Below are 12,173 nucleotides of genomic sequence, written 5' to 3'. Positions count from 1 at the left end.
TTGTCGACATCGGTGCTGATCACGGGCGGGGCGGGATTCATTGGATCCGCGCTTGCGCGCCGACTCGTCCAAGCCGGGTACGACGTCGCTGTCATGGACGTCTTGCACCCCCAAGTGCACGGCGAACATCTGCCGATCGACCTGCCGCCATCGGTGCGGATGTGCACCGGCGATGTCACCCACTCCCCCGACTGGGATGCCGTGCTGCGGTTGTGCCGACCGTCCCAAGTAGTGCATCTGGCGGCCGAGACGGGCACGGCACAGTCGCTGTCCGAGGCGACCCGCCACGGCTCGGTGAACGTGGTGGGCACCACCCAACTTCTCGACGCCCTGAGCCGCGCAGCACACGTGCCCGACCAGCTCGTCGTGGCATCGTCGCGGGCCGTCTACGGCGAGGGCACTTGGCGATGCGGCAACAAAGTCTTCTACCCGCCGCCGCGCAGCCATGCTCAACTGCTGGCCGGAATCTGGGATCCCCACGGGCCAGCCGGCGAGCCCGCGGTCCCGCTGCCGAGCTGCGCAGGCCAAACCGAGCCCCGGCCCACCAACATTTACGCGGCGACCAAACTCGCCCAGGAACACATCTTGGCCGCCTGGACCGCCGCCCGCGACACCCGTCTCAGCGTGCTGCGGCTGCAGAACGTCTACGGACCGGGGCAGTCGCTGACGAATTCCTACACGGGAATAGTGGCTCTTTTTGCGCGACTGGCACGCGAGCGGCGCGCGCTGGAGGTCTACGAAGACGGACACATCGTGCGCGATTTCGTCTATATCGACGATGTCATCGAGGCGCTGTTCGCCGCGATAGCGAAACCCGCAGCCCCACAACGCTGTCTGGACATCGGGTCGGGTATCCCGACCACGATCCACGAGCTGGCGCATCAGATCGCCGGCATCTGCGGCGCCCCCGAACCGGTCGTCGTGGCGAAATTCCGTGACGGCGACGTACGCGCAGCCAGCTGCGATATCGAGCCGGCGCAGCAGGCACTCGACTGGCACCCGAAATGGACGCTCGAGGATGGTCTGCGCGCCCTGCTTGACTGGATAGGCGAGCAACCCGAATCACCAGTCAAGCCAAGCGATCACATGCCGATGCCAGCTGCGCTGCAGTAGAACCCCTCAGCCAACCCGCCCGCGGCGGGCGAAATCTTCAACCACGTCGGCGGCGGTCGCCACGCTGTCGGAGGCCTTGGTCATCCGGGCGGCGAGTTCGCGGGCCCGGGTCCGGCATTGCGGGGACAGGACGGTGCGAAGGTCGGCGACCAACGATTTCTCCGTGGTGGCCGAAAAGCGCCGCCCGGTACCGACTTTCAGCCGTTTGACCCGCGCTCCCCACAGCCCCTGATCGGGCAAGGTCCAGAGGATCAACGTCGGCAATCCCGCGCGCAGACCGGCGTTCGTCGTGCCGCAACCGCCATGGTGCACAAACGCGCGACAGCCCGGCAGGGCCGCCGCGTAATTCATCACGCCGACCACCTTGACGTGTTCGGAGTGAGCGATGTTGCTGTAGTCGGATCCGGCGGCACAGATCAACGCCCGCTCGCCCAGCTGCGCGCAGGCGGAGCTGATCATCGCGAGTGTGTCGGCAGCAGATTCGACGCCCACGCTGCCAAAGCCGAAGCAGATCGGAGGTGTTCCCGCCGCGATCCACGACGCGACCTCGTCGTCGGTGTCCGTCGGCAACTCCATCGTCAGCGCGCCGACAAACGGCCGTCTGGGTGGTTGCTGCTCGTTCCATTTCGACCATTCGGCAGCCAGCCCCGGGTAGCACACCTCGTCGTAGGCCTGGATTTCCAGCGATCCGCGTTCGGTGATCCGGCGCGGCCAGGACCGCGTTGCCGCCGGCAATCCGAGGTCACGGCGCTGGGCATCCTCGATCTTCTTTCCTCCGCGCCAAGCCGCCCAGTCGAGCAGCCTCGTCGCGGATCGGGCCAACGGCGCTGGCAAAAACGGCAGCAGTTGGCCGTTAACTCGCAGCGGGAAGATGTGCAGGGTGGCGAACGGAATGTCGCAGTGCTCCGCGGCGTTGAGCGCGTCGTCCTCGTAATTCATGCCCGTAAGCAACAGGTCGGCCCCGTCCGCCAGCGACGTGAGCGTCTTGCTGACCTCCGCCCGGCATTGGGTAAGGGGCGCGGAATATTCGGCCGACAACCTGCCTAGCTCGCGGATCCTCCAAGGGGTGGTGAACAAGCCCGCCCAGAAGTCGCGATGTGGGTCCAGGATGGCCTTCAACTCCGGCCCGTAGGCCACCGCGGTAGGACCCGCCGCCTCGACGAAGCTCACCATCTCGGGCGCGACGGCCATGTGCACTTCGTGCCCGCGGCGCACCAGCTCGCGGCCGACCGTGACGTAGGGCTCGACTTCGCCGCGGGTTCCCCAGTTTGCCAGCGCAAATTTCATCGGCGAGATCGTAGCAAGTAGTCGAGGATTCGTCCGAGCAGTGTTCAACAGGTGTGTGATAATGCCTCGACTTGTAGAACGCATCCTCTCGTTAGGTAGGTGCCCGTGCGTCAGGCCGACAGCGTTGCCCCTACCGAAGAGCTAGAGCGCCAGCACCCGCCACAAAAGGAATTTCGTCCGGACATAGAGGGCCTGCGTGCGGTCGCGGTGGTGGCCGTTGTCCTGTTTCATGCCCGCGTGCCCGGCGTGAGCGGCGGGCTGGTCGGCGTCGACGTATTCTTCGTCATCTCGGGCTTTCTGATCACGGGTCTGCTCTGGCGCGAGGTGAGTAGCACCGGGACCGTCGGCCTGCGCCGGTTCTACGGGGCGCGGGCGCGCCGGCTGCTGCCGGCGTCGGCCACGGTGGGTGTCGTCATCATGCTCGGCACGGCCGCAATGTCGCCCGTGTTGCGGTTGCGGAGCGTCTTCTGCGACGGCATTGCCAGCGCGTTGTACGTCAGCAACTACCGGTTCATGTTGCAGGGCGTCGACTATCTCGCCGACGCGCTGCCCTCGCCGTTCCTGCACTACTGGTCGTTGGGCGTCGAGGAGCAGTTCTACCTGGTGTGGCCGGCATTGATCCTTGGCACTGCGTGGCTGATCCGGCGTGCGCGGTGGCGTACCGGGGCTTATGCGGTGTCGTCGCAACGCCCGTATCTGGTGGTCCTGGCCCTGGTCGCGGCGGTGTCGTTCGCGCTCTCAGTCGTTTTCACCCGCGTGATCCCCCCCGTGGCCTTCTTTTCCCTGCCCACCCGGGCCTGGGAATTGGCCGTCGGGGGCCTGGTGGCCCTCACCGCGGGCGGGTGGCGTCGTCTCCCGGGCCTGGCCGCCGCGATCGCGGGATGCGTCGGATTGGCGATGATCCTCCTGGCCTGCGTCCGATTGGGCCCCGCCACGCCCTATCCGGGTACCGCCGCGCTGTTGCCGGTGCTGGGTGCCGCGCTGGTGATCGGCGCGGGCTGCGCCACACCCGCCCGGGGCGTCGGGCGCGCCCTGGCGATGCGGCCGATGCGGGCCATCGGCCGGGTGTCGTATTCGTGGTATCTGTGGCACTGGCCGTTGCTGCTGGTGGTACCGGCATCGGCGACCGCCAACTCCCTGGGGCAGAGGCTGACTGCGGTCTTGGTCTCCCTTGCGCTGGCCTTCCTGACCCTGCGATTCATCGAGAACCCGCTGCGCTTCGCCGCTCGCCTGCGCCGGTCGGCCAACCGCAGCCTCGCCGTTGGCGGCGCCGCCACCGCGGTCGCGGTCGGTGTCGGCGTGGCACTGCTGGTGGCGATGCCCGTCCCGGTGGGACGCGGTCCGGCGGCTCCGGCGCTGCACATCACCGCGTCGTCTCCGCCCGCCGGGTCCGGCGTGGAAGCCTACGACGCGGCGGTGCAGGATGCGTTCGCGCAGGTGCAGGCGGCGGTCGCGGCATCCGTCGGACTGAAAGCCGTCCCCTCGAACCTGACCCCGCCGCTCGCCCACGTCACAGCCGAAGTCAAGTCCCTGTACTTGCACGGCTGCCTGCGCAATTTCTTCGAAGTCGGACAGCCTGAGTGCGCGTCCGGCGATACCGCCTCGGCGACGACCGTGGCCCTGGTCGGCGACTCGCACGCCGCGATGTGGTATCCGGCGTTTCAGCAAGTCGCCACCCAGCGGCACTGGCGGCTGGAGACCCTGGCCAAGGCCGGCTGCCCCATGCTGGACCTGCCCACCATCAACGGAGCCGCTGACCGTGCCTACACCGAGTGCGACGAGTGGCGCGGCGAGATCGCGGCACGGCTACAGGCCGAGCACCCGCGGCTCGTCGTGCTGGACATGAAGCGCGCGTACCGGCAGCCGGGCATGACGTCATACGACCCGGTATGGGTCGACGCCTTGAACCGCCTCGTCAAGCAGCTGCGTGGCACCGGCGCGCAGGTCTGGGTCCTCGGGTCGGTCCCGGTTCTGCAGGCAAACCTGCCGGACTGCTTGGCCGGCCATCTGGACGACGCCACGGCCTGCTCTCCGCCCACCTCGAAGGCGGTCAACCAGGCCGGGATCGCGGCCGAAGCGGCCGCGACCAAACTCGGCGGCGGGCAATACTCCGACCTCACCGAGCTGTTCTGCACGGCTGACCGCTGCCCGGTCATCGTGGGCAACACGATGGTCTACGTCGACGAAAGCCACCTGACCGCCCAGTACGCCGGGCTGTTGGCGCCGGTGATGGGGACGCTGGCCGACCGCCTACTCGCCAGTCGTTGACATGCTGGGGCGAGGCCCCCGACAAAGCGGCGGTATTACGCCTGATCCCCGGCGGGCCCTTTGAGGTACCACGGGTTGGCGCGCGCCCATTCGATGGTGCGACGGATCCCTTCCTCGACGTCGACCCGAAGGCGCCATCCCAACTCCCGTTGCGCCTTGGTCGAGTCCGGGATACGACGGGGAATGTCCTCGTAGCGGCCCCCGTAGCGCTCGCCGGTGTCCACGGCTTCGGCGCCCGACACCGAGTCGACGTTCGCGATCTTGATCGCCAGCGCGACGGCGTCACGCATGGTGGTCTCGGTCATGCTGCCGATGTTGAAGGCCTCGCCGATCGCCGCGTCGCTGTCGGCCGCGAGCAAGGTGCCGGCGATCGCGTCGTCGACGTAGGTGAAACAGCGCGTCTGATCGCCCGAGTCGTACAGCAGCGGCTCGCGGCCGTTGAGGATCCGGTGAATGCTCTGCGAGATCACGAAGATCGGGTTCTGCCGCGGGCCGTACACGTTGAAGTAGCGCACCACCGTCACCGGCAGCCCGTAGGCGGTGTGCATCGCGAAGACCAGGTGCTCGGCCATGGCCTTGCTGGTGCTGTAGCTCCACCGCGCGGTCCGCGTCGAGCCGACAACGCGATCGTCGTCCTCGGCGAAGGGCGGGTTGGGGTTCTTCCCGAACACCTCCGAGGTGCTGGAAAACAGCACGCGGGTCCCGTGCCGCTGGCTCAACTCCAAGACGTTGCGCGTGCCGGTCACGTTGACGTCCAGAACCCGCAACGGGTCCTTCATGTAGTTCTTGACGCCGACGACCGCGGCCAGATGGAAGACCGTGTCGACGCCGGGCGTCAGGGCCTTCTCCAGGGCGCCGATGTCGGTCACGTCGCCCTGCACGAACCGGAAGTTGGCGTGCCGGTCGAAGTCGATGCTGGTGTCGCGGGTGTTCTTGGCGAAGTCGAACACCGTCACCGAATCTCCGCGGTCCAGCAGCGCCGAAACCAAATGCGATCCGATGAAGCCGTAGCCGCCCGTCACGACGACATTAGACATATTTGCTCTTTCGTTTCCGTGTAGCGGTCTTCGTTCGCCTATCGACCCGTTATCGGCCGATCCCCTTGTAGACGAAGCCTGCCGCGCGCACCGCCGCCGGGTCAAAACTATTGCGTCCATCCAGGAACACGCAGCCGGATGCCGTCAGTTCCGCCAGGCGGACCAGCGGGATCTGGTGGAACTCCCGGTGGCCCGCGAGCACCACCAGGGCGTCCGCGTCCTTGACGGCCGACTCGATATCGGCGGTCAACGGAATCTTCGTCACCGTGTGGGCCTCCTCGTCCGGCACCCACGGATCGTGCACCGACAGCTGGCAGCCCGACTCCTCGAGCAGGGCGACGACGTACTTGGTGGGCGTGAGCCGGCAGTCGCCGGTGTTGTTCTTGAACGCGATGCCCAGCACCGCGATCTTGCTGGTCTCGACCGCCTTGCCCTGATCGCCGAGGAGCTGGGTGAGCAGCCCGTAGGTATAGGCCGGCATCGTGTCGTTGACGGTCCTCGACGTCCGCGGGATCGCCAGCTCCAGCCCGACGGACTGCCCCAGATGGTTGACGAACCACGGATCCTTCGTCAGGCAGTAACCGCCGACGCCCATGCTCGGCCTCAGGATGTTCGCGTCGCGGCCCCCCTTGGGCATCGTGTTGGCCGCCTCGATGACTTGCAGGGCGTCCATCCCCAGCCGGTCGCACACCTTGGCCAGCTCGTTGGCCAGCGCGACGTTGAGGTCGACCCAGAGATTGTCGGCCAGCTTGACCATCTCGGCGGTCCGCGGATCGTCGACGACGATCGAGTCCACGCCCAGGGCGTGTCGCCACAGCGTGGAACAGGCGCGAGCGCTGCGCTCATCGACGGCACCCACCACGACGGGGATCGAGGTCAGCTCGTGAATGGCTTGCCCCTCGGCGAGCCGCTCGGGGCAGAACGCCAACCCGAAGTCGACGCCGGCCCGCAGCCCCGAAGTCTCTTCGAGGATCGGCCGAACGAGTTTCTCGGTGGTGTCGGGTGGCACCGTGCTCTTGAGGATGACGAGGTGGCCGGCACGCAGGTGCGTCCCCACGGCCTTCGCCGCTCCCTTGATGTCGTCGACGATGGGCTCGAAGTCCGGGCCCAGCGGCGTGCCCACGGTCACGATGACGAAGTCGTTGTCAGCGAGCGCGCCGAAGTCGGTTGTGGCGCGCAGCCGGCCGACCCGCACGCTGTTGGCGACGAGTTCGCCGAGCCCCGGCTCGGGGACCGTGGACTTGCCCAGGTTGATCTCGTCGACGACGCTTTGCCGCACGTCGATCCCTGTCACCGGCCAGCCGCGGTCGGCCAGCACGGCACCGATCACGGTGCCGATGTAGCCGAAGCCCACCACCGCGATGCCCGACCGCATGCCACGCACCAGCAGGTCGATCTCGGCGTCGCTGCGCCCGAACACGCCTTCAGCCATCGCGGAACCCAGCCCTTCGGTCCCCCGTGCGCGTTCTGTGATTGACAGCGGCGGCCTCCCGCCCCCGCTAGCCCGTCCGGCAGTCTAATCCAACACCCGTGCAATAGACCTCGAACCCGGAACTTTGGGCGTAGGTTCCCTGACGTGGACCTGTTCGCGCGCGAATCCGGTCCGGCGAGGGCGCCCGCCATCGTCTTACTTCACGGCGCGTATACCAGCGGCTGGTCCTGGGAGCCGGTCGTCGAACGCCTGCAGCAATATCGCTGTCTCGTCCCCGATATGCCGCACTTCGGAAAGAGTTTCGAGCTGGGACCGTTCGAAATGGGGCGAGCCGCCGCCGCGGTGGCAGAACTCATCCGCTCCCGGGTAGCGACCGGCCGGGCACACCTGGTGGGCTGGTCGCTCGGGGCCCAAGTGGGGGTGCAGTTGCTGGCAACCGAACCGAAGGTCGTCGATCGGGCGGTGCTGTGCGGGACCTTCATCAACACGCTGCCATTCCCAAGGTTGACGCGGCGGCTGTCGGCACTGCCGGCCCGCAGCTCGCTGTATCGCTGGATGGTGCGCCAGTACCGGAATGCGTGGCAGGCGAAGGTTTCACCGGCCCGTATCGAGGAGTATCACGAGGACGTGCGACTCATTACCAGCGGGCAGCTCGTCGACGTCACCATGGCGGCCGCGGGGTTCACGCTTCCCGAGGGCCTCGACAAATCGGCTTCGCCGACATTGTTCGTCGCGGGCGGCAAGGAGCTGCCGATCATGCGACGCTGGGCTGCTGCACTCGCTCAGCACATGCCCAACGGAGTCGCCAGGGTCGCACTCGGCATGCCCCATGACTGGCCCATCCACTATCCGGACCTGTTCACGCGCACCGTCGACGGCTGGCTCACCGATGGTGCGCTGCCACCCGAGATCGTCCTGCCGAAGCCGGCTCGTCGCTGATTGGCGCGGGCCAGCCGGAATCGGGCCGTTTTCCCAGCACAACCCCCATGGCGCAAGTCCCTCATCGGAATTGAACAGATGTGTGATAATGCCTCATTCGAAGAACGGGTCCTCTTACCCAGGTAGGTGACAGTGCTCCAGGGCGACCGCGTTAGTCCTACCGAAGGACTGCAAGGTCGGCACTCGGCACCGGCGCGATTTCGCGGGGACATCGAAGGCTTGCGCGCGGTCGCGGTGCTGGCCGTCGTCCTGTTTCACGCCGAGGTGCCCGGCGTGGGCGGCGGGTTCGTCGGGGTGGACGTGTTCTTCGTCATCTCGGGCTTCCTGATCACCGGGCTGCTCTGGCGCGAGGTAAGCAGCTCTGGAACCGTGGGGCTGCGCCGCTTCTACGGTGCGCGGGCCCGCCGCTTGCTGCCGGCATCGGCCGCGGTCGGGGTCATCACCCTGATCGCCTCGGCGGTGCTGTTATCGCCGTTGCAAGTCCGGAACGTGATCTATGACGGCATCGCCAGCGCGCTGTACGTCGGCAATATGTGGTTCGTCTTGCAGAACGCCGATTACTTCGCGCATCCGGAAATTCCGTCGTCGTTCCAGCACTACTGGTCCCTGGGGGTCGAGGAGCAGTTCTACCTGGTGTGGCCGCCCATGATCATCGGCACGGCGTGGCTCATCCGGCGCATGCGCCGGCGCACCCGCGCCGACGCGAGGTCGTCGGTGCGGCCGTACCTGGTAATCCTGTGTTTGGTCGCGGCGGTGTCATTTGCGATCTCCCTGGCGCTCACCGACATGTGGCCGCCTGCCGCGTTCTTCCTCATGCCCACTCGGGCCTGGCAGCTCGCCGCGGGCGGCGTGGTGGCCTTGACGGCTAGCCAGTGGCGCCGATTACCGGCACCGGTCACCGTGATCGCGGGGTGGGCAGGTCTGGGGGTGATCCTGGTGACCTGCTCCCGGCTGGGCAGCGCCACGCCGTACCCGGGTACCGCCGCGCTGCTGCCCGTGCTCGGTACGGCCCTGGTGATCGGCGCGGGCTGCGCCGCGTCTGCTCGGGGCGTCGGGCGTGTTCTGGCGTTGGGCCCGGTCCGGGCGGTCGGGCGGGTGTCGTACTCGTGGTACCTCTGGCACTGGCCGGTGCTGGTGCTCGCGGCGCCGTTGTTGGGCCATCCGCTGGGGCTGCCCGAGAGGCTGGCGACGGTCGCCATCTCCGGCGGGCTGGCCGTGCTGACACTGCGCTTCATCGAGAACCCGCTGCGATTCGCCCCTTCCGTGCGAGAGTCGGCCGGCCGCAGCCTCGCACTCGGCGGTGCCGCGACGGCGGTTGCGGTGTGCGTCGGCGTCGCGCTCCTGGTCTGGGTGCCCGCCCCGATCGGGCGTGGCGCGCCGGCCGCGGCGCTGTCCGTCACGGTGATACCACCACCCGCGGGCTCCGAAATGGATGCGTACGACGCCGCGGTACAGCATGCCTTCGCCCAGGTGCAGATCGCGGTCGCCGCATCCGCCGACCTGAACGCCGTGCCGTCGAACCTGGCGCCGCCCCTTGTCGATGCGGAAGCCGAAGTGAAATCCATGGGCCGCGACAGCTGCGCGCGCAGTCTTTTCGAAGTCGCACAGCCAGAGTGCGCATCGGGGGATACCGCCTCGGCCACGACGGTGGCGGTGGTCGGCGACTCACATGCCGCGATGTGGAACCCCGCGTTCCAGCAAATCGCCGCACAGCGACATTGGCGGCTGGAAATGCTGAACAAGGCGGAATGTCCATTGCTGGACCTGCCCATCAACAGTTCACTTCTGCATCGCGAGTACACCGAGTGCGAGCAATGGCGCGGTCCGATCATCGCCCGACTACAGGCCGAACACCCGCGGCTGGTCGTGCTCAGCATCGCGCGCACCTACGGCGCCGCCACAGGCTTGCCGTCATACGGCCCGGCATGGATAGATGGCCTGACCCGCCTCGTGCAACGGCTGCGAGGTACCGGTGCGCAGGTGCTGGTGCTGGGACCGGTCCCCAATCCGCGCTCGGTGGTGCCGATCTGCCTGTCTGGCCACCTCGATGCCGCGACGGCCTGCTCGCCCTTAAGGTCGACCGCGGTCAACCAACCCGGCATCGCGGCCGAAACCGCCGCCACAACTGCCGGCGGCGGACAATACGCCGACCTGACCCAGCTGTTCTGCGCCACGGTCCGCTGCCCGGCCATCGTCGGCAACACCCTCGTCTACGTTGATGCGAGCCACCTGTCGCTCCAATACTCCCGACAGTTGGCACCGGTCATCGGCGTGCTGGCCGACCGCGCGCTTGCCCACCGTTGACGCTTCGAGTCCTGGCGTTATCACACACCTGTTGAACACATTGAGTATGTTCATGACGATCCCGAAGCACCCAAACCGGGGCAAGCGCTAGACCATCATCGGCTGAGGAGCTCGATTGCCTGACGAACTGAGCGCGCGCGAGGCCGAGCGCGTGGTGTGGGACGTGATCGTGGTGGGCACCGGCATGGGCGGTGGCATGCTGGGCTACTCGCTGGCCCGCGCGGGCCGGCGGGTGCTGTTCGTGGAAAAGGGACGCTCCACCCTGCCGGGCACGCCGGGCACCATCCGCGCGGCCATGCCCGAACTCGCCGAACCCAAGTCGGCCCGCTCCCCCAAGTCCTACTACGACGCCTTGGCCCGCGCCGGGCGGACCACCGATGAGATCGAAGACATCAGCGGGCGGCGCCCCAAGCGGTTCGTGCCGTTCATCGGTGCCGGCACCGGCGGCTCCTCGGCTCTGTACGGCATGGTCTGCGAACGCTTCTTCGCCCAAGACTTCACCCCCCGCCAAAACTTCGACGATCCCGGCGAATCCACCGTGCCCGAAGCCTGGCCGATCACCTACGACGAACTGAGTCCCTGGTACGCGGAGGCCGAAAATCTGCTCGGGGTACGTGGCACACCCGACCCCTTGCGCCCCGAAGCCGCCCACGTCAATCTGCCTCCGCCACCACCGTTTTCGGCCGACAACCAACCGCTGGTCGACCACCTGACCGGCCGCGGCCTGCACCCCTACCACCTGCCCATGGCCTGCGACTACACCGAGGGCTGCGCCACCTGCCAGACCTACCTTTGCCCCCGGTCGTGCAAGAACGACGCCGCCCGCAACGGCGTGCTGCCCGCTCTCACCGAGCACGGCGCCCACCTGATCGACCAATGCCGGGTGCTGCGCCTCGAAGCCGACCGCACCCAGGTGCAGCAGGTGATTGCCCAGCGTGGCGCCGAGACGCTGGCCCTCAAAGCCAAAGTCGTCGTACTGGCCGCCGGAGCCCTGATCACCCCGACGCTGCTCCTCAATTCCCGGTCCGGAGAGTGGCCCAACGGACTGGCCAACGGCTCCGACTACGTCGGCCGCAACCTAATGCGCCATCTGATGGACCCGTTCCAGATCTGGCTGCAACCCGGCGGCAACACCACGGCCGCCAATAAGGAGATCGGGCTCAACGACTTCTACTTCTGCGACGGCCAGAAATACGGCACCCTGCAGTCATTCGGCGCGATGCCGCCCATGGAGATGATGACCAACCGCCCCGGCTGGCAGGGCAAGGCGTTGCGTCTGATGAACCCCGCGGTGCGCCAGGTCTACAACCGGTTCTTCACCGGCGGACTGGTGCTGGCCGCGATCATGGAAGACCTGCCGTATCTGGAGAACCGCGTCCTGCCCAGCGACCGACCCGGCACGGACGGTCGGCAACGACTGCGCATGCAGTACCGCCTACACCCCAGCGAGACCAGACGCCACGCGGCGTTTCTATCGCGGGTCAAAGAACTGCTACAACCGTTTCGCCAAATCAGCCTGGGCAACGGCGAAGGCAACGCGAACCTCGGCCATGTCTGCGGGACGTGCCGCTTCGGTACCGATCCCAAAACCAGCGTGCTCGACCAATACAACCGGGCGCACGAAGTCGACAACCTCTACGTGGTGGACACCTCGTTCTTCCCCTCCAGCGCCGGCTTGAACCCCAGTTTGACCGTCGCGGCCAACGCCCTGCGGGTGGCCGAACACCTCAACCAGGCGCATTTCGCCACAAGTCCCGATCGGTCGGAAGTGCCTGCTGGGCAAGCGGATTAGC

Annotated in this window: 8 protein-coding genes; 5 read left to right on the top strand and 3 right to left on the bottom strand. The window is 67.3% G+C overall.

Translation table 11 applies throughout. The features are described 5' to 3' along the window. The first annotated feature begins 12 nt into the window (after window positions 1-12). Window positions 13-1,113, top strand: coding sequence for an NAD-dependent epimerase/dehydratase family protein (locus AC5Y4Z_RS02375; RefSeq protein WP_499960924.1), 1,101 nt, complete (start codon window positions 13-15; stop codon window positions 1,111-1,113). 6 nt (window positions 1,114-1,119) lie between these two features. Here AC5Y4Z_RS02375 and AC5Y4Z_RS02370 read toward each other — a convergent pair whose 3' ends face one another. Beyond that, entirely contained in the window at window positions 1,120-2,400 is a 1,281-nt protein-coding gene (locus AC5Y4Z_RS02370; RefSeq protein ID WP_499960923.1) for a glycosyltransferase, read from the bottom strand. 99 nt (window positions 2,401-2,499) lie between these two features. On the opposite strand from AC5Y4Z_RS02370, the gene AC5Y4Z_RS02365 reads away from it, so the two are divergent. Beyond that, complete coding sequence (locus AC5Y4Z_RS02365) at window positions 2,500-4,668, top strand: acyltransferase family protein (protein WP_499960642.1); 2,169 nt, start codon at window positions 2,500-2,502, stop codon at window positions 4,666-4,668. Window positions 4,669-4,703: 35 nt separating this feature from the next. Here AC5Y4Z_RS02365 and AC5Y4Z_RS02360 read toward each other — a convergent pair whose 3' ends face one another. Then, window positions 4,704-5,705: an NAD-dependent epimerase/dehydratase family protein gene (locus AC5Y4Z_RS02360; RefSeq protein ID WP_499960641.1), complete on the bottom strand. Its 1,002-nt coding sequence runs from the start codon at window positions 5,703-5,705 to the stop codon at window positions 4,704-4,706. 49 nt (window positions 5,706-5,754) lie between these two features. Then, on the bottom strand, window positions 5,755-7,137 hold the full coding sequence (locus tag AC5Y4Z_RS02355; RefSeq protein ID WP_499960640.1) for a nucleotide sugar dehydrogenase: 1,383 nt from the start codon (window positions 7,135-7,137) through the stop codon (window positions 5,755-5,757). A gap of 144 nt (window positions 7,138-7,281) precedes the next feature. Here AC5Y4Z_RS02355 and AC5Y4Z_RS02350 point away from each other — a divergent pair, with 144 nt between their 5' ends. The 3 genes from AC5Y4Z_RS02350 to AC5Y4Z_RS02340 all read left to right on the top strand — a co-directional run bounded on the left by AC5Y4Z_RS02350 (window position 7,282) and on the right by AC5Y4Z_RS02340 (window position 12,172). Next, a complete protein-coding gene (locus AC5Y4Z_RS02350) occupies window positions 7,282-8,076 on the top strand; it encodes an alpha/beta fold hydrolase (RefSeq protein WP_499960639.1) in 795 nt (264 codons plus the stop codon). A 126-nt stretch (window positions 8,077-8,202) separates the two neighbouring features. Next, window positions 8,203-10,380, top strand: a complete 2,178-nt coding sequence (locus AC5Y4Z_RS02345; protein WP_499960638.1) for an acyltransferase family protein — start codon at window positions 8,203-8,205, stop codon at window positions 10,378-10,380. Window positions 10,381-10,495: 115 nt separating this feature from the next. After that, a complete protein-coding gene (locus AC5Y4Z_RS02340) occupies window positions 10,496-12,172 on the top strand; it encodes a GMC oxidoreductase (protein WP_499960637.1) in 1,677 nt (558 codons plus the stop codon). The last annotated feature ends 1 nt before the right edge of the window (window position 12,173 follow it).

The organism is Mycobacterium sp. NGS63, assembly GCF_059812295.1.
The sequence above is the reverse complement of the archived record's forward strand: the minus strand, read 5'-3'. Positions and strand labels throughout refer to the sequence as shown.